The sequence below is a fragment of the Epilithonimonas arachidiradicis genome (genome assembly GCF_003610695.1).
GTDB classification, from domain to species: domain Bacteria; phylum Bacteroidota; class Bacteroidia; order Flavobacteriales; family Weeksellaceae; genus Epilithonimonas; species Epilithonimonas arachidiradicis.
The window spans coordinates 74,957-98,884 of the sequence record NZ_RAQH01000011.1 but is presented as its reverse complement, the minus strand read 5'-3'; the positions used below and the strand labels follow the sequence as shown (position 1 = coordinate 98,884).

At 34.8% G+C, this 23,928-nt stretch carries 26 protein-coding genes and 1 other RNA gene; 23 read left to right on the top strand and 4 right to left on the bottom strand.

The window, feature by feature from the left end; genetic code table 11:
• The first annotated feature begins 29 nt into the window (after positions 1-29).
• Positions 30-833 carry a patatin-like phospholipase family protein gene (locus BXY58_RS15665; protein WP_120214812.1) on the top strand — a complete coding sequence of 268 codons (804 nt, stop codon included), beginning with the start codon at positions 30-32 and terminating at the stop codon, positions 831-833.
• On the opposite strand, the gene BXY58_RS15660 is transcribed toward BXY58_RS15665, so the two are convergent.
• Entirely contained in the window at positions 830-1,654 is an 825-nt protein-coding gene (locus BXY58_RS15660) for an ion transporter (RefSeq protein WP_120214811.1), read from the bottom strand. The two genes, BXY58_RS15665 and BXY58_RS15660, sit on opposite strands and share 4 nt — an antisense overlap.
• Before the next feature lie 119 nt (positions 1,655-1,773).
• On the opposite strand from BXY58_RS15660, the gene parS reads away from it, so the two are divergent.
• Genes parS through BXY58_RS15640 form a run of 4 tightly spaced genes read left to right on the top strand, consistent with a single transcriptional unit; the run spans position 1,774 to position 4,578 of the window.
• Complete coding sequence (gene parS, locus BXY58_RS15655) at positions 1,774-2,232, top strand: type II RES/Xre toxin-antitoxin system antitoxin (RefSeq protein WP_120214810.1); 459 nt, start codon at positions 1,774-1,776, stop codon at positions 2,230-2,232.
• Positions 2,233-2,238: 6 nt separating this feature from the next.
• Positions 2,239-2,691 (top strand): RES family NAD+ phosphorylase, encoded by a 453-nt coding sequence (locus BXY58_RS15650; RefSeq protein WP_120214809.1) that lies wholly within the window; start codon positions 2,239-2,241, stop codon positions 2,689-2,691.
• A 10-nt stretch (positions 2,692-2,701) separates the two neighbouring features.
• The gene (locus BXY58_RS15645; protein WP_120214808.1) at positions 2,702-3,799 is read left to right on the top strand and encodes a Nif3-like dinuclear metal center hexameric protein; all 1,098 of its coding nucleotides are present in this window, start codon (positions 2,702-2,704) and stop codon (positions 3,797-3,799) included.
• Between the two features lie 2 nt (positions 3,800-3,801).
• Positions 3,802-4,578, top strand: coding sequence for a zinc ribbon domain-containing protein (locus tag BXY58_RS15640; protein WP_120214807.1), 777 nt, complete (start codon positions 3,802-3,804; stop codon positions 4,576-4,578).
• An 80-nt stretch (positions 4,579-4,658) separates the two neighbouring features.
• Here the strand turns inward: BXY58_RS15640 and BXY58_RS15635 are convergent, their stop codons facing one another.
• Entirely contained in the window at positions 4,659-5,471 is an 813-nt protein-coding gene (locus BXY58_RS15635) for a head GIN domain-containing protein (protein WP_120214806.1), read from the bottom strand.
• Between the two features lie 135 nt (positions 5,472-5,606).
• Here BXY58_RS15635 and BXY58_RS15630 point away from each other — a divergent pair, with 135 nt between their 5' ends.
• The 5 genes from BXY58_RS15630 to BXY58_RS15610 all read left to right on the top strand — a co-directional run bounded on the left by BXY58_RS15630 (position 5,607) and on the right by BXY58_RS15610 (position 10,410).
• Positions 5,607-6,098 carry a DUF4920 domain-containing protein gene (locus tag BXY58_RS15630; RefSeq protein WP_120214805.1) on the top strand — a complete coding sequence of 164 codons (492 nt, stop codon included), beginning with the start codon at positions 5,607-5,609 and terminating at the stop codon, positions 6,096-6,098.
• A 279-nt stretch (positions 6,099-6,377) separates the two neighbouring features.
• Positions 6,378-7,214: a 1,4-dihydroxy-2-naphthoyl-CoA synthase gene (locus BXY58_RS15625; RefSeq protein ID WP_120214804.1), complete on the top strand. Its 837-nt coding sequence runs from the start codon at positions 6,378-6,380 to the stop codon at positions 7,212-7,214.
• A gap of 26 nt (positions 7,215-7,240) precedes the next feature.
• Positions 7,241-8,782 carry a serine hydrolase domain-containing protein gene (locus BXY58_RS15620; RefSeq protein ID WP_120214803.1) on the top strand — a complete coding sequence of 514 codons (1,542 nt, stop codon included), beginning with the start codon at positions 7,241-7,243 and terminating at the stop codon, positions 8,780-8,782.
• The gene (gene menA, locus BXY58_RS15615; RefSeq protein ID WP_120214802.1) at positions 8,783-9,712 is read left to right on the top strand and encodes a 1,4-dihydroxy-2-naphthoate octaprenyltransferase; all 930 of its coding nucleotides are present in this window, start codon (positions 8,783-8,785) and stop codon (positions 9,710-9,712) included. It abuts the gene before it with no gap.
• Positions 9,713-9,726: 14 nt separating this feature from the next.
• On the top strand, positions 9,727-10,410 hold the full coding sequence (locus BXY58_RS15610; RefSeq protein ID WP_120214801.1) for a metal-dependent hydrolase: 684 nt from the start codon (positions 9,727-9,729) through the stop codon (positions 10,408-10,410).
• 71 nt (positions 10,411-10,481) lie between these two features.
• On the opposite strand, the gene ffs is transcribed toward BXY58_RS15610, so the two are convergent.
• Positions 10,482-10,579: signal recognition particle sRNA small type (gene ffs, locus BXY58_RS15605), an RNA gene on the bottom strand.
• A 132-nt stretch (positions 10,580-10,711) separates the two neighbouring features.
• On the opposite strand from ffs, the gene BXY58_RS15600 reads away from it, so the two are divergent.
• The 13 genes from BXY58_RS15600 (at position 10,712) to BXY58_RS15540 (ending at position 22,793) form a co-directional block, all read left to right on the top strand.
• On the top strand, positions 10,712-11,299 hold the full coding sequence (locus BXY58_RS15600) for a DUF4199 domain-containing protein (RefSeq protein ID WP_120214800.1): 588 nt from the start codon (positions 10,712-10,714) through the stop codon (positions 11,297-11,299).
• A 105-nt stretch (positions 11,300-11,404) separates the two neighbouring features.
• Entirely contained in the window at positions 11,405-12,358 is a 954-nt protein-coding gene (locus BXY58_RS15595; protein ID WP_120214799.1) for a glycosyltransferase family 2 protein, read from the top strand.
• A 139-nt stretch (positions 12,359-12,497) separates the two neighbouring features.
• On the top strand, positions 12,498-13,199 hold the full coding sequence (locus BXY58_RS15590) for a GIN domain-containing protein (protein ID WP_120214798.1): 702 nt from the start codon (positions 12,498-12,500) through the stop codon (positions 13,197-13,199).
• Positions 13,200-13,272: 73 nt separating this feature from the next.
• Complete coding sequence (locus BXY58_RS15585) at positions 13,273-14,991, top strand: phospho-sugar mutase (RefSeq protein WP_120214797.1); 1,719 nt, start codon at positions 13,273-13,275, stop codon at positions 14,989-14,991.
• A gap of 191 nt (positions 14,992-15,182) precedes the next feature.
• On the top strand, positions 15,183-16,436 hold the full coding sequence (locus BXY58_RS15580) for a pyridoxal phosphate-dependent aminotransferase (protein WP_120214849.1): 1,254 nt from the start codon (positions 15,183-15,185) through the stop codon (positions 16,434-16,436).
• Positions 16,437-16,496: 60 nt separating this feature from the next.
• Positions 16,497-16,970: an antitoxin Xre-like helix-turn-helix domain-containing protein gene (locus tag BXY58_RS15575; protein WP_120214796.1), complete on the top strand. Its 474-nt coding sequence runs from the start codon at positions 16,497-16,499 to the stop codon at positions 16,968-16,970.
• Complete coding sequence (locus BXY58_RS15570) at positions 16,970-17,437, top strand: RES family NAD+ phosphorylase (protein WP_120214795.1); 468 nt, start codon at positions 16,970-16,972, stop codon at positions 17,435-17,437. Before BXY58_RS15575 ends, BXY58_RS15570 begins: the two co-directional genes overlap by 1 nt.
• A 17-nt stretch (positions 17,438-17,454) precedes the next feature.
• On the top strand, positions 17,455-18,039 hold the full coding sequence (locus tag BXY58_RS15565; RefSeq protein WP_120214794.1) for a hypothetical protein: 585 nt from the start codon (positions 17,455-17,457) through the stop codon (positions 18,037-18,039).
• Position 18,040: 1 nt separating this feature from the next.
• Positions 18,041-18,763, top strand: coding sequence for a 3-deoxy-manno-octulosonate cytidylyltransferase (kdsB, locus tag BXY58_RS15560; RefSeq protein WP_185140480.1), 723 nt, complete (start codon positions 18,041-18,043; stop codon positions 18,761-18,763).
• Positions 18,764-18,849: 86 nt separating this feature from the next.
• Entirely contained in the window at positions 18,850-19,512 is a 663-nt protein-coding gene (locus tag BXY58_RS15555; protein ID WP_120214792.1) for a histidine kinase, read from the top strand.
• An 8-nt stretch (positions 19,513-19,520) separates the two neighbouring features.
• Positions 19,521-20,018 (top strand): hypothetical protein, encoded by a 498-nt coding sequence (locus BXY58_RS15550; RefSeq protein ID WP_120214791.1) that lies wholly within the window; start codon positions 19,521-19,523, stop codon positions 20,016-20,018.
• A gap of 2 nt (positions 20,019-20,020) precedes the next feature.
• The gene (locus BXY58_RS15545; protein WP_120214790.1) at positions 20,021-20,374 is read left to right on the top strand and encodes an MmcQ/YjbR family DNA-binding protein; all 354 of its coding nucleotides are present in this window, start codon (positions 20,021-20,023) and stop codon (positions 20,372-20,374) included.
• 160 nt (positions 20,375-20,534) lie between these two features.
• Positions 20,535-22,793 carry a glycoside hydrolase family 3 C-terminal domain-containing protein gene (locus BXY58_RS15540; RefSeq protein ID WP_120214789.1) on the top strand — a complete coding sequence of 753 codons (2,259 nt, stop codon included), beginning with the start codon at positions 20,535-20,537 and terminating at the stop codon, positions 22,791-22,793.
• Positions 22,794-22,847: 54 nt separating this feature from the next.
• On the opposite strand, the gene BXY58_RS15535 is transcribed toward BXY58_RS15540, so the two are convergent.
• Positions 22,848-23,774, bottom strand: coding sequence for a bifunctional riboflavin kinase/FAD synthetase (locus BXY58_RS15535; RefSeq protein ID WP_120214848.1), 927 nt, complete (start codon positions 23,772-23,774; stop codon positions 22,848-22,850).
• Between the last annotated feature and the right edge of the window lie 154 nt (positions 23,775-23,928).

Sequence of the window (23,928 nt, the reverse complement as noted above, 5' to 3'; positions counted from 1 at the left end):
TTGTTCTGTGGTTTTTTTAATTTTACTCAATGGAAAATTCGAAGTTAGGATTGGTTTTGTCAGGCGGAGGAACGCGCGGTTTGGCTCACGCTGGTGTGTTGAAGTTCTTGAATGAAAAAAACATTAAACCTGATATTCTTTCCTGTTGCAGTGCAGGTTCTATTGTTGGTTCGCTATATGCCGTAGGGAAGTCGCCTGAAGAAATTTTGGATTTTTTCAAGTCCATTTATTTTTTCCATTGGAAACATTTTACGTTTAATCAGCCAGGATTTGTTTCATCTGCTATTTTTACGACTTATCTCAATCCTATTTTTCAGGATATGACATTAGGTGATTTGGAAAAAGATGTGAGAATTGTCGCTACGGAATTGATTACTGGTAATCAGAAAGTTTTCGAAAAGAATTATAAAGTAGTTGATGCTATTATTGCGTCGTCCTGTATTCCGGGGATTTCTACGCCTTATTTTATTAATGACGAAATGTACAGCGATGGTGGCGTTCTAAATAATTTTCCAGCCGATGTCATCCATAATGAATGTGATAAATTGATTGGAGTCTATGTAACACCGCCGCAAGATGTTCACGCTGCTGACCTTAAGACAATCCGCTCTGTGACAACTAGAGCGTACGAATTATTATCGCATCGAACCGAGATTTATAAATTTGCTTTTTGTGATTGGTTCATTACTTCGAAAAAGTTATCCAAATACGGCATTTTTGAGAGAAACCCTCAGCGTTTAAAAGAGATATTCGATATCGGTTATGATGAAGCTAAAAGAACTTTTCTTGAAAATCAAGATGAATTTGAATCGATGTTTATAAGAGAAAACTAAACCATTTTTTCACCACAAATCTTACAATACCTGGCGTTATCATCATTATCTTCGTTTCCACATCGGTTACATTTCACATCACTTTTTCTTCTTCGGAACTCTGAAGTGACAATCCCGGTTGGAACAGCGATGATGCTATAACCGCATAACATCACTACGATAGACAATAATTTTCCTAAAGGCGTGGCAGGCGAAATGTCACCATAACCGACAGTCGTAATAGTGACAACAGCCCAATAAACACTTTGTGGGATACTGCTAAAGCCATTTTTGCCATCTTCCACTACGTACATCAGCGCACCGATGATGACAATGAAGATGACCATAAACAATAGAAAAATATAGATTTTTCTGGAGCTATGTTTGAGTGCTGAGACAATAAAGCGACCGTCGTGCATATAATCTGCCAGATTGAAAATCCTGAAAATTCTAAGAATTCTCAACATCCTGATAATGGCCACAAAATGCCAAATCGGAAAGAATAAACTGATGTAGAAAGGTATAATGGACAGGAAATCAATGATTCCCAATGGACTGAAAATATATTCTTCCCTATCTTTGATGCAGATGATTCTCAGGATATATTCTATTGTGAAGATGATGGTGATGAAAAATTCGGCGTAGTAAAATTCCTTGTAATATTGTAATCTGATGATGGGAATCGTTTCCACCATTAGCAAAACCGTACTAAAAAGAATTAAGAACAATAATCCGATATCGAATATTTTACCAGCTTTTGTCTCTGATAAATAAACAACTTCGTAGATCTTTTTGCGCCAACCTTCTTCGGGAATAAGGTCAAATTCTGGTTTTATTTTCATCCATTTAAAATATTATTGAAGTTAAGTAAAATATTTTAGAAATTTATTTTAAAAATAAATAGACAAAAGTCTTTTTTATTTAGACAATGTTCGTATATTTGTAGTAGAAAATTACAAAAATGAAAAAGTATAAAACTTCAGAATATAAAACGGATCTGGTTCAGGAAGCTGCCGTTGCTTATGGTTATCAGAATTTTGATGATGTCGGTATCTTTCGCTTAATGGATATTTCGCAAAAAGGTATATCGTTTAAGATTTTTGACAACCTTGCAAAGAAGTTTCCTTTTACAATGCAGGATTGGGCAGATTTTCTCCATATTTCAGGAAAAACATTGTCCCGCTACCAGAAAGAAGAAAAATCTTTTGATATTTTACAGTCCGAAAAAATTTTGCAAATAGAAATGCTTTATCAAAGAGGCGAGGAAGTTTTTGGTTCTTCCGATAATTTTTTGATATGGCTGCAGTCCGAGAATGTGGCTTTGGGAAAGACAAAACCACAAGATTTGTTGGGTAGTGTTTTTGGAATATCGCTTCTTATGGATGAGTTGACTCGTATAGAACATGGCGTTTTAGCATAATCTGAGATGATTGTTTACAGACTCTCAAAGGAAATCTATGCTAATGACCTTTCCGGAAAAGGAGCGGAAATTGCCGGTGGCAGATGGAATAGCAAAGGAAGCGCTGCACTTTACACAGCACATTCCATTGCTTTGTGCGTGACGGAAATCGCTGTTCATATTCCTTTGGGGATTTTGCCACAGGATTATCGCTTGATTCATATCGAAATTCCTGATATTCTTTTTTTCGAACCGAAACGATTGTCAAAAGATTGGAACACTTTTCCACATCCCGACAGCACGCAGAAAATCGGGGACAAATTTCTTAAAGATCAAAAATTCTTAATAATGAAAATCCCTTCAGCTGCGGTTCAAGGTGAATTTAATTATATCATCAATCCGAGACATATTAATTTTCCGGAAGTTAAAATTAAGAAAATAGAAAAATTTACTTTTGATGACCGATTGTTTATCAGATAATATCTCAAATATGAAAATCAAAGAGTTTATAAAAGATTTTGAACAAATAATTCCGGCAAGACAAGCAGAAGATTTTGATAATGTTGGTTTGCTTTGTGGAAATCCAGACAGAGAAATTTCTGGAATTTTGATTTCCCACGATGCTTTGGAATCTGTAGTTGATGAAGCTATTGAAAAGGATTTAAACTTTATATTTTGTTTTCATCCGATTATTTTTTCTGGATTAAAATCTATTACAGGAAAGAATTATGTTGAGAGAGCTGTTTTAAAAGCTTTAGAAAGTAAAATCGCGATTTATGCAATTCACACAGCTTTTGATAATGATTATTTGGGGGTTAATTATAAAATCTGTGAAGTTCTTGGATTGAAGAATCAGAAAATATTAATGCCAAAACAAAATCAATTAAGAAAACTCGAAGTTTATGTTCCTGTTGAATCTGCTGAGAATTTGAAAAATGCACTTTTTGAAGCCGGAGCAGGAAATATTGGTTTTTATGATGAATGCAGTTTTTCAATCAATGGAAACGGAACTTTTCGACCTTTAGAAGGTTCAAATCCTGTAACCGGAACTCAAAATGAGAGAAAAAACGCCAATGAAGTTTTACTTTCAATGATTTTTGAAGATTATAAAAAACATCAGATTCTCTTTGCGATGAGGCAAAATCATCCTTACGAAGAAGTCGCTTACCAATTAATTTCTCTCGAAAACGAAAATCAATATACCGGTTTGGGGAGATTCGGAGATTTGGAAACAGAAATGGATGAAACTGATTTTCTAAAGTTCGTTAAAGAAAAATTTAATCTTAATATCATCAGACACAATAATTTAACTCGAAAAAAAATCAAGAGAGTAGGCGTTTTGGGCGGAAGTGGTGCAAGTGGAATAAAGTCAGCCATATCTGCAAAATGTGATGCTTATTTGACTGGCGATGTGAAATATCACGATTTCTTTTCAGGGGAAGATAAATTGCTGATTTGTGATATTGGACATTTCGAATCAGAACAATTTGTAACTCAACAATTATTTGAAATTTTGTCCGAAAAATTCACTACATTTGCAATCGCTAAAACGACAATAAAAACAAATCCTGTTAATTATTTTATATAGATATGGCTAAAGTAAACGAAATTTCTGTTGAAGAAAAATTAAGAGCTCTTTACGATTTGCAAATTATCGATTCCCGTTTGGATGAGATCCGCAATACAAGAGGCGAGTTGCCGATTGAAGTAGAAGACCTTGAGATAGAAATTGAAGGTCTTGAAAAAAGAGCCCAAAAATTCGAAACTGAAATTGCTGAGCAAAATGCTGAAATCAACAGCAAAAAAGATTTGATGAAACAAGCTCAAACTCTTATTGATAAATATAAAACGCAGCAAGATAACGTTAGAAATAACAAAGAGTTCGAAGCTTTGTCAAAAGAGGTAGAATATCAGGAATTGGAAATTCAGTTAGCTGAAAAAAGAATCAAAGAATTCGGTGGCAAAATCGACCACAAAAAAGAAACTTTGTCTGATTTGAACGCTAAAATCGAGGAGCTGAAAAACCACTTGAACCATAAGAAAAACGAGTTGGATAATTTGATTTCTGAAACTCAGAAAGAAGAAGATTATCTGTTGGAAAAATCTAAAGAATTTGCTGAGAAAATCGATGACAGATTGTTGGCTTCTTACCAAAGAATCCGTCAAGGTTCATCTACAGGTCTTGCCGTTGTAGGTTTGGAAAGAGGAGCGCCAAAAGGTTCTTTCTTCACAATCCCGCCACAAAAGCAAATGGAAATTGCTCAAAGAAAAAAGATTATCATCGATGAGCATTCTGGAAAAATCTTGGTAGATGACGAGTTAGTAAATGAGGAAACTGCTAAAATGCAAGATATCATCAAGTTCTAATCGGAATTTGATTTTAATAAATAACAAAAGAGACCTGGAATTCAGGTCTCTTTCCGTTTGAGAGAAAAATTAATATAAAATTACCGGATATTAACAGAACCGGAGCTGCTTTCGTTTTTGGTCACTTTATTCAGGTCGCCTCTTTTCAGTACATTTATATCTCCGCTGGAGGAAGCACTTGCAGTCAAACTATTGCGTACACCAATCGTAATATCAGCCGAAGAAGAAGTTGTAAGAACTGCGCTGTCTGCCGTTAAGTTTTCAGCTTTGATATCTCCGCTTGAAGATGCTTGAGCACTTACACTGTCTGCTTTTCCTTTGATATTGATTCCGCCCGATGAAGAGGATTGTAAATTAAGATTTTTTGCAACGATATCTCCGTAGAAATCACCACTGCTGGAAGCTTGGATATTCACATTATCACCGTTGATATTTCCTTTGATATTTCCAGAACTTGAAACTTTCACATCAAGATCAGAGAATTTAAAATCATCTTTCAGAACAATACTTCCGCTTGAGTTAGCTACCAATCCGTCAAAATCCTTTGCGTAAACCTTAATTTTGATTCTGTCAGTTGAGATGTTCAGTTTACCTTCAGATTGAATTTTTACCTGAACTTTTCTTCCGTCTTGTTTCACAACCACATACTGCATTAGGTCAGAAGGAGCGTACACAACAATTTTTTCTTCACTGGATTTATAAACTTCCGCATTAAGAGAAGTTGAGATTTGTAATTCGTCAAAATCCATCGAATAAGATTTCTCAATCACTTCGCCTTTTCCGGAGTCGGATAATAAGTGCGAAAACATTACATCATTGGAACCATTTTTCTGTATGCAGGAAAAATTGCTAACAGAAGCCAAAAGAATTAGGGATAAAAGTTTTATTTTCATAAGTATAATTTTTTATAGTTTTTGATTTGTTATTAATATGACAATTGAAAAGTCATTTTCGTTACATCAAAAAATAAAAATTTTTCATTTTAATTAATTTTCTAAATTTACAGCATTAAAAATAAATCATTGATTATGAAAAATATATTGTTTGCTTTCATATTGATAGGGCTGTCTGTTTCCGCATTTGCACAATCCGGTCCACCGGCTGGCGACGCCAAAGTAGGAGAGTTTTATGGACAGGATGTTTCCGCAAAAGCTGTTAAGAAAGCCATATCCACAGACGAATTGAATAAAGAACTGAAAGCAACTCCAAAAATCGCTAAAACTTCCGTCAAAGGAAAAGTGACCGGCGTTTGTCCTAAAAAAGGATGTTGGGTAAGTTTAGCAACAGATTCTGGCGAAACTTTCTTTGTTAAAATGAAAGATTATGCATTCTTCGTTCCGACGGCTTTGGAAGGTAAAACTGTTGTTCTGGAAGGCAGCGCAGAGAGTAAAACAACTTCTGTAAAAGAATTACAACATTATGCAGAAGATGCTAAAAAAACGCAAACAGAAATCGATGCGATTACAGAACCAAAGACTGAAACAAGATTTTTGGCAAGCGCAATCAAGGTTGTAGAATAACTTTATTCCAATATAATTTACAGCTCCGGATTTTCTGGGGCTTTTTTTATTTGGGCGTAACCCTTTGTTTTTCCAGAACATTGGTGATAAAAATCAAAGTTTGCCGTAGAAAAACAAGCGGGTCGGGCTATACGCTCATATCTTTTTTGCCCAAGCTTTTTCCAAAGCAAAAAAAGGATAACCGCTTTTATCCCTTACGCATCCCAGGAAAACGTTTCATCGATTTCCCTTTGAAACCACATCAGTTCTCCGTATATTTACAAACTAAATTTTCAAAAAATGGCAGACTGGAAAACCGTCAAAGAATACGAAGATATTACCTATAAAAAATCAAATGGCGTTGCAAGAATTGCTATCAACAGACCAGAAGTTAGAAATGCTTTTCGTCCAAAAACAACCTCAGAACTTTACGATGCTTTTTATGACGCTTACGAAGATTCGTCAATCGGGGTCGTGTTGCTGACAGGCGAAGGCCCGAGTCCAAAAGACGGCGGTCACGCTTTCTGCAGTGGTGGCGACCAAAAAGCGCGTGGACATCAAGGCTACGTTGGCGAAGACGGAAGACATCGTTTGAATATCTTAGAAGTTCAGCGTTTGATTCGTTTTATGCCAAAAGCTGTAATTGCTGTAGTAAACGGTTGGGCAGTTGGTGGCGGACATTCACTTCACGTAGTTTGCGATTTGACTTTAGCGAGTGAAGAGCACGCGATTTTCAAACAAACCGATGCCGATGTTACAAGTTTTGACGGCGGTTATGGTTCTGCATATTTAGCAAAAATGGTTGGTCAGAAAAAAGCCAGAGAAATTTTCTTCTTAGGTAGAAACTATTCTGCTCAGGAAGCAGCAGATATGGGAATGGTAAACGCTGTAATTCCTCACGCTGAATTGGAAGACACAGCTTACGAATGGGCTCAAGAAATCCTTGCCAAATCTCCAACTTCTATCAGAATGCTAAAATTCGCTATGAATTTGACAGACGACGGAATGGTTGGACAGCAGATTTTTGCAGGAGAAGCAACACGTTTAGCTTATATGACAGAAGAAGCGAAAGAGGGTAGAAATGCTTTCTTGGAAAAACGTAAACCGAATTTCGGAGACGACCAGTGGATTTCTTAATTACCGAATAAATAGAGCAATTGCCTATGTTCCATTCATCTTTTATTTGCAGAAAAGCATTATTGCCACAAATGGCTTTTGCTTGTGCGTTATTTTCTGCTCAAAGTCCTTTGCAAAGAAGTATTCCTGAAAAGGAAGGGATTTCTTCAGAAGCGATAATGAAGTTTTTGACAGTCGCGAATAAAATCAAATCAACAGAATTTCACAGTTTTATGCTTTTGAGACACGGAAAAGTGGTGTCAGAAGTATATTGGAATCCTTATCAGAAAGATTTAAAGAACAGATTATATTCTTGCAGCAAAAGTTTTACAGCAACAGCGATTGGTTTTGCAGTTCAGGAAAATAAACTTAAAGTTACTGATAAAGTCATTTCTTTTTTTCCTGATAAGCTACCCACAGAAATCAGTGATAATCTTAAAGAATTATCAATCCAAAATCTCCTGACAATGTCAACGGGAATGGAAAAAGAACCCGATTTTATCCGTGGAAGCGAAAGCGATTGGGTAAAAGCTTATCTAGCAGTTCCGATTGATAATAAACCAGGAAGCAAATTCAATTATAGTTCGTTGGCGACATTTATGCTTTCTGCGATTATTCAGAAAGTGACAGGTCAAACGGTTGCAGATTATTTGAAACCGAGATTATTTGACCCGCTAGGAATTAAAGATTACGATTGGGAAAGTAATCCACAAGGTATTAATACCGGAGGTTGGGGATTGCGTGTGAAGACTGAAGATATGGCAAAATTTGCCCAGTTTTTTCTCCAAAAAGGAAAGTGGAACGGAAAGCAAATTATCTCTGAAGATTGGATTAATGAAGCCAGTTCTGCACATATTTTACAAAATCCAAATGCTGACGAAAAATTGAGAAGTGAAAACGATTGGGTTCAGGGTTATGGTTATCAGATGTGGAGGAATCGTTTCAATTCCTTCCGTGGTGACGGCGCTTACGGACAATATATGTTGGTTTTGCCGGAACAAGATGCAGTTGTGATTATGACGGCAGAAAGTAACAATCTTCAGGAAGAGTTAAATCTCGTTTGGGAACATCTTTTACCAGCTTTTCAACCAAAAGCGATTCCCGAAAATAAATCGGCTTACCAGAAACTTAAGGATTTGGAAAATAATCTTTCCATTGAGCCCTTGAAAAGCGAAATCTTCCCGAAAATTAATAAAACTTTCAGTTTTGCTGAAAACAAAGACAAATATCAATCGGTAGAATTAAAATCGAATGGTCAAAAATTCGAAATGAAATTAATGATTAATGGAAAATCTTATCCATTCGAATTCACTTCAGGAAAATGGAATCAGCAGGAAACAATGAGAATTCAGCCAACTTCGGATAAAAAATCTTTAACGGACAGCTACAAACTTTATCCTGCGAAAATCACAAATAGTTTCTGTTGGAAAGATGAAAATACTTTGGAACTAAAAACGATTTATTTGGAAACACCACACTCACATTTAATGGATATCACTTTCGATAATGATTCTATCGTTTTCGAATTAAAAAATAGCGCGGATTTTGGAAAAAAATCAACGATTTTAAAAGCCACAGAAATAAAATAAATGAAACATTGGATACAGGCTGCGAGGCTTAGAACATTACCACTTTCACTCAGTGGAATTATTATGGGAGCTTTCATTGCAAAATGGAGACTTTCTGAAAATGGAGGAACTTGGGATTGGAGAATTTTCGCTTTGGCACTTTTGGTAACATTATTATACCAAGTCCTTTCCAATTTTGCCAACGATTATGGCGACGGTGTAAAAGGAACCGACAAAAATAGGATAGGAGAGGCAGAACAGCGCGCTGTGGCTTCCGGTAAAATTACAGCCAATCAAATGAAAAATGCTGTGATTTTGTTATCGATTTTATCTTTTGTTGCAACGGTTGCATTATTATATGTTGCTTTTTATCCAGCGAATATCAGAGAATTCTGGATTTTTATCGGCTTAGGAGTGGCTTGTATTTTGGCTGCGATTGGTTATACGGTTGGCAAAAAACCTTATGGCTATTTGGGATTGGGAGATGTTTTTGTATTCATCTTTTTCGGATTGGTTTCTGTTTGTGGAAGTTATTTTCTATTTACAAAAACCTTTGATTATGATATTTTGATTCCAGCTTCTGCTATTGGAATGTTGAGTATGGCAGTTCTAAATCTCAATAATATGAGAGATATCGTGAATGACGAATTGTCAGGTAAGAAAACTTTCGCATTAAGGTTAGGATTCAAAAAAGCAATGATTTACGAAATCATATTGTTACAATTACCAATTCTATTAATGTTAGCTTTTTTGATGTACAATAGATTTCAGGAAAAAGGCCTTTATTATCCGTTTATTGTGATGATTTTGATATTTCCTTTTATGAAATTGAGAAGAAGTATAATGGCAATCAAAGAACCAAAGTTACTTGACCCATTTCTAAAACAAGTCGGAATCTTAACTTTTATGATGGCTGTTTTGACGGCTTTCGGGCTTAATTTTGTTAATTAATAAATCAAATAAAAATGAAAATAAAATTCCTCGGACAAAACTGTTTTTTGTTCACGTATAACGGGAAAACAATTCTTTCCGATCCTTTTTACAATTATCAGAAAGCGCAATCAGGTTTTGATATCAAGGCCCAGAAAATCGATTACGTTTTGATTACGCATGCGCACGGCGACCATATCGCAGACGTGAAAGAAGTTCTTGAAAATCATCCTGAAGCAACTGTAATTGGTCAGCCTGAGATTTGTGGCTATTTTGGACATTCTAATAATATCGATATCAATTTTGGAGGTTCTGCAAAAATCGATGATTTGAAGATTTCTATGGTTTCTGCATTACACACAAGTTCTTTCCCGGACGGAAGTTACGGAGGTTTGGCTGCTGGATATATTTTCAGATTTGCGGATAGAAGAAATCTTTATATGGCTGGAGATACTGGCGTGAGTTCGGAAATGAGCTTGTTACCGCAGGTTTTCGGAACTTTAGACTTGTCAATCCTTCCAGTGGGGAAACATTATACGATGTGTCCTAGAAAAGCGGCTTTTGCAGCGTCAGAATTATTGAAAACACCAAAAGTGATTGGTTGTCATTTCGATACTTTTCCTCCGATTGAAATCAATCACGAAGATGCGAAAAAGCATTTCACAGATAAGAATATCGATTTTACTTTACCAAAATTAGGAGAGGAATTCGAATTTTAAACAAAAAAATTCTGAGATTAGATAATTTTTAAATCACTTAATCTCAGAATTTCTTAATGTATAGATACAAAAAATGGCAAGCTACCTAAATCACACCGCTACAACCGATTACCTTTGCTGCGTTCCCACCCTGGAGGATTCTCAGGAGCTGGTTGTTTAGGACTTGCCGGTGCAAAGATAAAAATTTAATATTGAATTAAAAAATGAGAAACACAGGATATTAAGATTATTAATCCCATTATGGTTTTAAAAAACTGATTCTCAGAATTAAAAATTTTCAATTTTTTTAGAAAATAAAATTATGACAAAAAATCCTGTAGCCGTTGGCTTTGGTTTATTTCTAGCGACAATGTTGGTATTCTTCGTTGTTTATTATTTTTTCGCAGACGCCAATTATTGGAATACTACAATGAAAGTCAACGCTTTTGGAATGACATTTCTGTATGTTTTTGGTGGATTCATATCTGTGCTTTGGCTTCGTGGAAAAGATAAAATCACTTATCCTCAAGCTTTCAAACAATCTTTTGTAACCTTGTTCGTTGGTGGATTTTTATCGATGTTGTCCATTTTTATCTTCCTGAATTATGTTGACACAGATGCAAGAGATATGCTGAGCCATCAATACATTCAGACCGAATTAGATAATCTGGACGAAGCTTACAAACAGAAAAAAGTTGAAGCAGCGAATCTGAAAGACCAAACTAAAATCAAAGAGCTGGAAACCGATTATAAAAATGCTAAACAAGCTAGAATAGCAGCTCAGAAAGAGAACCGAAATTATTTTTCCTTCCAATTTTTATCGGCTGTTTTTGGTGGATTTTTATTATTTTATTTACTTTTGTCTATTATCATTGCTGGCTTTTTGAAGAACAAAAAACGCTATGAATAAGATGTTGGTTAATAAATAATTATGGGGTTTTATTTAAATTAATGATTTACTCTAAAATTAAAAAATCTAATATCTGATATCTAACATCTAACATCTTTATAAAAAATGAATCTTTCTATAATTGTCCCATTACTTAACGAGCAAGACTCTTTGGAGGAATTGTTTACAAGAATCGACAACGTTTGCCGAGACAACAGATTATCTTACGAAGTCTGGTTTATAGACGACGGAAGTACGGATTTATCCTGGTCTATTATCGAGAACCTCAAAATTCAACATCCACAAATTCACGGGATTAAATTCTCCAAAAACTACGGAAAATCTCAGGCACTTCATGCCGCTTTCGAAAAAGTCAATGGTGATGTGATAATTACAATGGACGCTGATTTACAGGATTTTCCGGAAGAAATCCCTGAGCTTTACGAAATGGTAACTGCTGGTAATTACGACATTGTCTCCGGTTGGAAAAAGAAGCGTTTCGATAATGTGATGACGAAAAATATTCCTTCGAAACTCTTCAATGCGGCGGCAAGAAAAGTTTCCGGCGTTTCGCTTCACGATTTCAATTGCGGTTTGAAAGCATACAGAAGACAAGTCGTAAAATCCATTGATGTTTACGGCGATATGCATCGTTATATTCCGGTTTTGGCGGCTAATGCTGGTTTCAGAAATATTACGGAGAAACCTGTTCAGCATCAGGCAAGACCTTATGGAACCTCAAAATTTGGGACTGAGCGTTTTGTTCGCGGATTTCTGGATTTGGTGACGCTTTGGTTTGTGAGCAGATTTGGTGGGAGACCGATGCATTTCTTTGGTGCTGCTGGAACCTTGATGTTCATCATTGGATTTTTATCGGCAGTGTGGTTAGGCGTTTCAAAACTGATTGATGTTTATATTTTCAAAATCTATGGTAATCTGATTGCTAATAATCCTTGGTTTTTTATTGCATTGACGATGATGATTTTGGGAAGTTTACTTTTCGTTGCTGGATTTTTAGGAGAGTTGATTATTAGAACTAATCGTGAACATAAGAATTATCATATTGAGGAAATGATATAATTGTTTCCATTTTAAACTTTGTTTTTGTCATTGCGTAGGAATCTCAACAATGTTTATTAATATATTGATTATAAAATATATATTCCTACGGAATGACAAATATTAGGTTTTATATTTCGTCAAATTATAAATTCAGAGAATGAAAAAACTATTATATTTACTTCTAATTCTAGCAATCGTTTCTTGCGGAAAAGTATCTCCAAAAGGCGAAATTCAATCCAAAGATGTAGAATTAGCTGAGTTTTCCAAACTTAATTTGAAAGGAAAATTCCGAGTTTTTTATGTTCAAAGTCCACACAACTTTGTGAATGTAGAAACTTATCCTAATTTCTTTGATAATCTTAATATTGAAGTTAAAGACAAAAATCTGTCAATCACGGAGAAAAACGAAACGGATAAAGTTGATTTTTACAATATCACGATTTATGGGAAAAATCCTTTTGATGTGATTAAAATAGCTGATTCTGTAGAACTTAACATTTCAAGTCAAATGAAAGTTGAAAATTTCGCACTTAATTTGAAAGATAATGCTAAATTTATCGGTTCAGTGATTTCAGAAAAGTCCGAGATAGAAATGGCGAACAAAAGCCGAGCTAATTTGTTGGGGAAAACAACTTTAGCCAAGCTTAATATCAAAGATACAGCGAGTATTATTTCGCCGTATTGGTATATCAAAGATTTGGAAATCGATTCTCAGAACGGAAATTATGCAGAACTGAATGTAGATGAAGAAATCAAAGGTAAAATAGGTAATACATCAAAATTGATTTATTATGGAAATCCTTCGAAAAAACTGAAAGTCACTGATAAAGCGACTTTGGAGAACAAGAAAATTAATTAAGAACGGAACTTTGTCAAAGTTCAAAATCTTTGACAAAGTTTAAAATATCATTTTAAAACAAAAACTATAAATAATGTCAGAATTATCAACATTAGATAAAGCAAAACTTTGGCTTGCAGAAGCATTTGATGAAGAAACAAGAAATGCAGTACAAACTTTAATTGATTCTAATTCGCCAGATTTAGAGGATTCTTTTTACAGAGAATTAGAATTCGGGACAGGAGGAATGCGTGGTGTAATGGGCGTTGGAACCAATCGTTTAAATAAATATACTTTAGGTCAAGCGACTCAAGGTTTGGCAAATTATCTTCATCAGCAGTTTTCTGGTGACATTAAAGTAGCAATTGCTTATGACGTTCGTAATAACTCAAAGGAATTCGGAAAAATTGTTGCTGATGTTTTGACAGCAAACGGAATCAAAGTTCTTTTGTTCAAAGAACATCGTCCAACTCCAGAATTATCTTTCACAGTAAGAGATAAAAAATGTAATGCAGGAATCGTTTTGACGGCTTCTCACAATCCACCGGAATATAACGGTTATAAAGTATATTGGAATGACGGTGCACAAATCGTTCCGCCAGATGATGAAAATATCATCAGAGAAGTTTATTCAACCAAGTTTGAAGATATCAAATTCAATGGAAATGATGACTTAATCGAGTGGGTTGGCGAAGACCAGGATGATGTTTACATTGATGCTTGTATGGAAAATTCTCTTTACCAAAATGTTGGAAGAGATAATCTGAACATTGTTTTCACATCCATCCACGGGACAACTTATACAACCGTTCCAAAAGCATTGAAAAAAGCTGGATTTACCAAATTGGATTTGGTTAAAGAGCAAATGATTCCAAGTGGAAATTTCCCAACGGTAGCTTCCCCGAATCCGGAAGAGCCTTCTGCACTTTCTATGGCAATGGATTTGGCAAGAATTACCAATGCTGATATCGTTATCGGAACAGACCCAGACGGTGATAGATTGGGAATTGCTGTAAGAAATCTTGAAGGAGAAATGCAACTTCTTAATGGAAATCAAACTAATACAATCTTAACTTATTATATCCTTGACCAATGGAAAAAAGCAGGAAAAATTACCGGAAAAGAGTTCATCGGTTCTACGATTGTGACTTCTGATGTTTTCTTTGATGTTGCAGAGAAATTCGGAGTTGACTGCAAAGTCGGATTGACCGGTTTCAAATGGATTGGAAAAATGATTCGTGATTTTGAAGGTCAAGAAAAATTCATTTGCGGAGGTGAAGAAAGTTTCGGTTTTATGACTGGAGATTTCGTTCGTGATAAGGATTCTTGTGGTTCTATTTTGACAGCTTGTGAAATCGCAGCTTGGTGTAAAGCTAACGGAACAACGGTTTACGAATATATGATTGACATTTATAAAGAAGTCGGATTGTATTACGAAGGCTTGATTAATGTCGTAAGAAAGGGTAGAACAGGAGCGGAAGAAATTACGCAAATGATGAGCGATTTTAGAAGTAATCCTCCGAAAGAAATTGCTGGTTCTTTTGTAGAAGAAGTGAAGGATTTCAAAGAGCAGACTTGTTTCGTAGTTTCTAAGAACGAGAAAAAAGTAATGGACGATATTCCAAAGTCTAATGTATTGATTTTCTATACTCAAGATGGAACCAAAGTTTGCGTTCGTCCTTCCGGAACCGAGCCTAAAATCAAATTTTATGTTTCTGTAAAAGACAGCATCACCTCCAAAGAAGATTTTGTTGCAAAACTTCCTGTGTTGGAAGCGAAAATTGCGAAGGTGAAACAGGACCTTAATCTGTAATTGAAATTTTATCAGAATAGAAATATAATCTAAAATATTTTTAACCTAAAGTTCTCAATTACTGAAGCAATTTAGTTTTGAGAACTTTTTTTGTTGTGTAACTTGAATTAATCTGTTACATTTAACAAATTTGCAAATCATAAAAAGTAAAAATCCGGATGAACTCCGGGACAACATCAAAAAATATCTCAGTGAAAGTATCAAAACTCGCATCTAACCTGATTGGTTCAGAAATCATCAAAATCGGAAATGAAGTGAATGATTTGAAAGCCAAAGGTGCACAAATCTCAAATCTTACAATTGGCGACCTTAATTCTAACATCTATCCAATTCCATCCGAATTGAAACAGGGAATTGAGAAAGCTTATAAAAATAATCTGACCAATTATCCACCAGCAAACGGTTTACAATCTCTAAGATCTTCTGTAAGCAATGACCTTAAAAAACGTTGGAATCTGTATTATTCAGCTAATGATATTTTGATTACGGCTGGTTCAAGACCTTTAATTTATGCGATTTTCAAAACAATTGTTGATGAAGGTGATAAAGTGATTTACCCGATTCCTTCCTGGAATAACAACCATTACGCTTATTTGACAAGTGCTGATGCAGTTGAAGTTCAGACACAGGAATCAAATAATTTCTTACCGACAGCGGACGACCTTCGTCCTTATGTTGATGGCGCTGTTTTGCTCTGTCTTTGTTCCCCACTGAATCCAACAGGAACGATGTTCACAAAAGAGCAATTGTCTGAGATTTGTGAATTGGTTTTGGAAGAAAACAAAAAAAGAGGCGCAGACGAGAAACCGCTTTACTTGATGTATGACCAGATCTACGCAATGTTGACTTTTGGCGAAGACCATTACAATCCGGTAAGTCTTTTCCCGGAAATGAAAGATTACACGATTTATGTTGACGGAACGTCTAAATGTTTTGCTGCAACAGGTGTTAGAGTAGGTTGGGGCTTCGGACCTAGTTTGGTAATTGATAAGATGAAAGCTCTTTTGACACATGTTGGAGCTTGGGCGCCAAAACCAGAACAGGAAGCGGTTGCTGAATTTTTAGCTGATGATTCTGCAGTGGATAAATTTCTTGATGATTACAAACAAAAACTGAATACAAGTTTGAAAGAACTTCACGCAGGAATCCAAGATTTAAAATCGAAAGGATTGGCGGTGGAAAGTATCTCGCCAATGGGAGCGCTTTATTTGACCATTAAATTGGATTATTTGGGCAAAACCACTCCAGACGGGAAAGCGATCGAGAATTCTACAGATTTGGTTTTCTATCTGATTAATAATGCAGGAATGGCTTTGGTTCCGTTCTCAGCATTTGGAAATGATAAGTCAGTGCCTTGGTTCAGAGCGTCTGTTGGAGGTTGTTCATTGGAAGATATCAAGGACTGTCTTCCGAAGTTGGAACAAGCTTTAGAAAATTTAAAATAAATGGAAAAAATTCGTTTTTGTTTTGGAAAAAATTCTATCTTTGTGTAAAGAAAAACAGAGATGGCAAATTATAAACAAAACGAAAATTCGAAAAAATCAATAGTGGAAGAGCCAATGGCCACTTACGGTGTTGGTTCTTCCTTCTTCAATCGGTTTTCTGTACAGGACGATTACAAACTGCTGAAAAAAGCAAGAGAAGGTTTAAAGACAGATGTGTTCTATTCCCTTGCAGATGCTATAAAAATGCCGGAGAAAACTTTGGCATCGGTTATCAATCTTTCACCAAGAACTATTAGCAACTACAGAGACCAAGAAAAAGAATTGGACCCAATTTACAGTGAACATCTTTTAAAACTAATTAATCTATATAGTTTTGGAAAAGAGATTTTTGGAAATCTGGACGAGTTTACGCTCTGGATGAACCGTCCTTTTTGGAACTCTGGGGACAGACCAATCGATTTTATTTCCACTTCTGGCGGTGTAGATTTAATTTATGAAGAGATAGAAAAACTTGCTCAAGGATATCCTGTGTAATGCTCGTTTATAGAATTGTTCACAAGAAATACGCTAATTCACTTTTTGCAAGTGGACTGGAAGGAAGATGGAACTCACAAGGTAAAAAAGTACTTTACACTTCGGAAAGTATATCTTTGGCCTATTTGGAAACGTTGGCGCATCGTAAAGGATTGGGATTCAATAAGGATTTTAGGATTATGGTCGTTAAAATTCCTAATAATTCGGAATTTCAAATTGTCGAAACCTCAGAATTATCTAAAAGCTGGAGAGATTTTAGGAATTATTCCGATTGTCAAAATATTGGAAATACTTGGTTTGACAACAATGAAAAGCTTTGTTTGAAAGTTCCGTCGGCTCTGGTTCCGGAGAATTGGAATGTGGTCATTAATACATTTCATAAAGATTTTAAAAAAGTAAAGCTAATTGATGTTCTCGATTTTGAACCTGATGATAGATTGGAATCTATTATTAAAAATAACCAGTAGAAATTGTCATTTTATAAATGAAGAATAAAATTTTTCTTGAAACCAAATTTACTTTCTATTTATCAATAGTAATTATTCTATTAGTGATTTTAAGTGTTTGGATTTCAGGAAATAATTCTCATCATACATTATTTCAAAATTCGATTCTTTCAACTTCTATTCTTGCGATTGCATTTTTTCTTTTCGTAAGTATTAGCTTGTATAGAGGAGTTGAATTGAGAGATAATTTTGGCAAGATTTTCACAAAAGATAATTTTAATAAACGAATAAAATCTACCTCCGATTTTACTCCAGACGTTGATGTTCCAAGCATTGATGCAGATGGAATAGGAGGTATTATTGTATCTATATTGGCTTGGATTGCATTTACAGTAGTAATTTTGTTTGCTCTATATTTTGTAGGTATTTTCTTCTGGTCTGTTTTATTACTCTTATTAGCAATTGTTTACTGGATTTATTTCAGAGCTTTGAGGCTTATATTCAAAAACTCAAAAAAGTGTAAAGATAATCTGGCTAAAAGTTTAGGATTTGGATTTTTTTACTCCACATTATACATATCTTGGATTTATGGAGTCATTTTTTTAATAAAATATATTCATTAATATGAAAGTTATCGCAGTTATTCCTGCTCGTTATAATTCAACAAGATTTCCGGGTAAAATGATGGAGATTTTAGGAGATAGAACCGTTATTACTACTACTTACCAAAATGTTGTGGAAACTGGTTTGTTTGATGATGTTTTTGTAGCAACAGATTCTGAATTGATTTTTGATGAAATTTCTAAAAACGGCGGAAAAGCTGTAATGACTGGTGAACACGAAACAGGAAGCGACAGAATTGCAGAAGCTATTCAAAATATAGAATGTGATATTGTGATTAATGTTCAAGGCGATGAGCCTTTCCTCAAAAAGGAGCCTTTGAAGCAATTGATTGACGTTTTTTCTAAAGATGATAAGAAGGAAATTTCTTTAGCTTCATTGAAAATCGAATTAAAAGAAACTGAGGAAATTCAAAATCCAAATAATGTCAAAGTGATTACGGATAATAATGGATTTGCATTGTATTTCAGTCGTTCTGTAATTCCTTTTCATCGAGAATTGTCTTATAATGTTAAGTATTACAAGCATATCGGCGTTTACGCTTTCCGAAAGGAAGCTTTGATTAAATTTTCTTCTTTGGAAATGACGCCTATGGAAATTTCGGAAAAATTAGAGCAATTGCGCTACTTGGAAAATGGAATGAAAATTAAAATGGTAGAAACGGATTTTGTTGGGATTGGAATCGATACGCCAGAAGATTTGGAGAAAGCCAAAAAACTGATTTGATTTAGTCGTTATTAATTTTAAAATTAACGTTCTTTAAGACAAGAAGCCAATTGAAAATTTTATCTTAGCAACCTTAAAAATTCTGAATGAAACAATTAATTCTCATATTTTCTGTCATATTTTGTATTACTATTTCTGCTCAATCTGCAAAAGATATCATTGATAAAAATATCGAAAATTCTGGCGGACTTACCAATTGGAAACTTCTGAATACGGTTCAGATACAAGGCCGGGTAACTTTGGGAGTTAATGATTCTTACTTAATGAAAATCTATCAGCAACGCCCGAATCTTACCAAGACGGCTATTGTAATGGGTGGAAAAGAAACACCAGTTGAAGGTTATGACGGGACAAATGGCTACGCAATGAACTACGCTCAGAATAAGCTGCAAAAATATAACGATTACATTCCTGAGAGCTTTGATAATGACTTTATAGACTGGGAAAACAAAGGTTTTGAAGCGGAACTGTTAGGTAAAGAAAAAATCGGAGAACAAGTTTATTTCAAAGTAGAATTGACGAAAAATGTGAATAAAACCATTTACTTTTTTGATGTTAAAAACTATATGTTATTCCGTGAAATCAAGAAAGACGAAACCCTGACTTATTCCGATTACAGAAAAGTAGGAAACTTATTGATGCCTTACAGAATCGAATCGTCTTCGCCTAAAAAAGACAGTGATTATGTAATGATGATCAATAAAATCGAAATCAACAAAGAACTTCCTAAGAATACTTTTAAATTCTAATATATTAGATGAATTTTCTAATTGAAAGAAACAAATTATTAAAAAAACTGGAAGACTTAATTTATGAAATTCCGGAAAATAGAATTTTGACTTCATTAAAAAATACTTTAAATGAACAAGATTCTATACTCACGCTTAATGGTACATTGAGTAGAACTGTAGTAGATAGTTTACAAGTTGAAACAAATATTGGCAATGAGATATTAACTTTTGAACAATATTTTAGAAATCCATTAAATATTATCGAATCTCAAGAGCTAAAGAAAGTAATCAGTTATCTGATTAAGAAAAGGATTACAATCAATTTTATTGGAAAAGCTTGGTCAAATGTTGATTCTGTTTGGATTTATTTTGATACAATTTTAAATATTCCCAAACTAAGAGAAAAATTATCTTTGAGTGATAATATTATAGAGCATAAGAATATTGATCCAAGGTCTGGACTTGAACTTGGATTTATTGATGAAATGACTAATGAAGGAGTAATGGGGAATTTGAAAATTTAATTATGCAAACAGAAGAAATCCGCGAATATTGTTTATCCAAAAAAGCTGTAACAGAAGGTTTCCCTTTTGATAATGAGACTTTGGTTTTCAAGGTTGGCGGTAAGATGTTTCTTTTGATTTCTTTAGAAAAACAACCTGCAACATTCTCTGCAAAAGCTGATCCGGAGTGGAGCGAAGAACTTCGTGAAAATCATCCTCAGATTTCCGGAGCTTATCATATGAACAAAACGCATTGGAATTCTATTCTATGTGAAGGTCTCAAAAAAGATTTGATTATAAAGCTCATTGATCATTCCTACGATTTGGTATTTAATTCTTTGACTAAAAAATTAAAAGAGGAAATTATCAACAGTTAATTTCTTTTTTTGTTATAAAGCGTTCATTTAACAGATTTCTAATTTTAATTAACTTTCCAGTTCCCTTAATTCTTATGAGTTTTTATTTTCTCATTATGAGATAATAAAATAATTTGTATATTAGGCACTCTAAAAATTCGATTAGAAAAGAGTAAAATTTATGATAAAAAAATTAATATTACTTTCTGCATTAAGCTGTATGTCGCAGTTTAGTTTCGCTCAGAAAAAAACACCAATTTACTTAGATGATTCCAAACCGGTGGAGCAGCGTATCGAAGATGCGCTGTCAAGGATGACTTTGGAGGAAAAAATCAACATCATTCACGCGCAATCCAAATTCAGTTCGCACGGCGTTCCAAGACTCGGAATTCCAGAACTTTGGACTGCTGACGGACCTCACGGTGTGCGTTCAGAGGTGCTTTGGGATGAGTGGGACCAAGCGGGCTGGACCAATGATTCTATTATTGCTTATCCGGCTTTGACAGCATTATCCGCAACTTGGAACAGAAATATGTCTTCTATCTACGGGAAATCTCTTGGAGAAGAAGCGAGATACAGAGGAAAAGATGTAATTCTTGGACCGGGTGTTAATATCTACAGAACACCTCTTAATGGCCGTAACTTCGAGTATATGGGAGAAGACCCGTTTTTGACTTCTCAAATGGTTGTGCCTTATATCAAAGGTGTGCAAGCAAATGGTGTTGCGACGAGTGTGAAACATTTCGCATTGAATAATCAGGAAACTTTCAGACACTCGAGCAACGTGATTGTGGATGACAGAGCGTTGTATGAGATTTATTTACCGCCATTCAAAGCGGCAGTTCAGGAAGGTGATTCCTGGACGATTATGGGAGCTTACGATTTATATAAAGGTCAGCACGCCAGTCATAATCAATATTTGCTGAATGATATTTTGAAAGGCGAATGGGGTTACAAAGGCGTTGTGGTTTCCGATTGGGGTGCCGTTTTAGATACAGACCAAGCAATTCATAATGGTTTGGATTTAGAATTTGGAACTTGGACCAATGGGTTATCGAAAGGAACAAGCAATGCTTATGAGAATTATTATTTAGCAAAACCTTATTTGGATTTGATTAAATCCGGAAAAGTTGGAACTAAAGAATTGGATGACAAGGTAAGAAGAGTTCTTGGTTTGGCTTACAAAACATCAATGAATAAGAATAAGCCTTTCGGTTCTATCGCTTCAGAAGATCACATTGCTGCAGCAAAACAAATTGCATCAGAAGGAATTGTTCTTCTTCAGAATCAAAAAGCAACATTACCAATCAACTTATCTAAGACTAAGAAAATCGCAGTAATAGGAGAGAACGCCATCAAAATGATGACTGTTGGCGGCGGAAGTTCTTCTTTGAAAGTAAAATATGAAACTTTACCACTTGACGGAATCAAAGAACGTTTCGGGAAACAAACTGAAGTGGTGTATGCAAGAGGTTACGTTGGAGATATTGGAGGAGATTACAATGGTGTGAAATCTGGACAAGATCTGAAAGAAACGCGTTCTTCTGCAGAATTAATTGCTGAAGCTGTAAAATTGGCAAAAGAGTCCGATTTTGTAGTGTTTGTTGGTGGTCTTAACAAGAGTGATCATCAGGATGCAGAAGGGATGGACAGAGAAAGTTACGGTTTGCCATATAATCAGGATGCTGTAATTTCAGCCTTAGCAAAAGCGAATAAAAATTTGGCAGTAGTTTTAGTTTCTGGAAATGCAGTTGCAATGCCTTGGATCAAAGAAGTGCCTTCAGTTTTGCAGTCTTGGTATTTGGGTTCAGAATCTGGTCACGCAATTGCGGCAGTTTTGGCTGGTGATGTAAACCCATCTGGGAAATTACCTTTCAGTTTTCCTGTGAAATTGGAAGATAATTCGGCACACGCTTTGGGAGAGTACCCTGGAAACAAGGCTGAATTAGCTGCTGGAAAAGGAAAAGATTTGAAAGATCCTATCAATATTACTTATAATGAAGGGATTTTTGTGGGTTACCGTTGGCACGATACGAAGAATATCAAACCATTATTCAGTTTTGGACACGGTTTGAGTTACACCACTTTCGAGTATGGAAAAGTAAAAGCAGACAAATCTGAATTAACAGCTAATGATAAAATCACTTTCACGGTAAATGTTAAAAATAATGGTAAAGTTGATGGAGCAGAAGTGGTGCAATTATACATCAGTGATTTGAAATCATCTTTGCCAAGACCTTTGAAAGAACTGAAAGGATTTGATAAAGTCTATTTGAAAGCTGGAGAATCTAAAGATGTTTCTATCACAATTGATAAATCTGCATTGAGCTTCTTTGATCCTGCAAAACACGATTGGGTTGCTGAACCAGGCGATTTCGAAGCTTTGATTGGAAGTTCGTCTTCTGATATTAGAACAAAAATCAAATTTACTTTGAAATAATTTTCATCGGAAATATAAAATTAAAGGATAGCAATTGCTATCCTTTTTTATTTCTTAAAACTGAAATTCTTTCGTCAGCTTTTTATCTTCATCCAATCTTTCAATCAGTTTTTCCAAACCTTCAAACTTAATTTCATCGTGGAGAAAGTCTCGAAATTTAATTGTGATTTCTTTATCATAAATATCCTGGTCAAAATCCAGAATATAAACTTCGGTATGTAAAGATTGATTTTTGTCGTCGATGGTTGGATTGGTTCCGATGCTCAGCATTCCTTTATAGAATTGATTGTTGATATAAACTTCAACAATATAAGCGCCTTTTTTTGGAAGAAGTTTATTGACTGGAACTTCAATATTCGCAGTTGGATAACCAATGGTTCTGCCTAGTTTTTTTCCGTGAATGACTTTTCCGGTCAAAGGATAATGGTAACCCAGCATTTTATTAGCATCACTGATTCTGCCTTCTGACAATGCGATTCTGATTTTTGTAGAACTAATATTAAGATCATTAGTCTGAACAGCTTCCAATTGATTGACTTTAAATCCTAATTCATCAGAGAGGGATTTCAACAATTCAAAATTTCCGCTTTTATTTTTCCCGAATGTATGATCGTATCCTATTATAATATGTTTGACATTGAGCTTATCCACCAAAACCTGTTCACAAAACTCTGTTCCTGTCAAATTTCTAAATTCCTCATCAAAAGTTTTCAGAAATATATTTTTGATTCCGCTTTTTTCAAGTAATTCTAATTTCTCTTCAAGCGTGTTGAGCATTTTCACATCATCATTTGGATTCAAAAACTTTCTCGGATGTGGCCAAAAACTTAGAATTGCAGATTCAAGATGTTCTTTTTCTGCAATTTCATTTAAAGTATTGATGATAGATAAATGTCCCAAATGAACACCGTCAAACATTCCTAATGATAATGCTAAAGGTGTTGTAGAGTGGTAATCTGTAAGATCTCTGATGATTTTCAAATCCTGAATTTTATAGCAAAACGTTATAAGTCTGCCTGTGTAAAAATACACCGAAAAATGGTGTTTAATAATGTCATACAAATATGATAAAAATCTTTTTTTCTGACAATGCTCATTAACAAACTTTTATTATCTTTGCGCACAAGTAAAAATT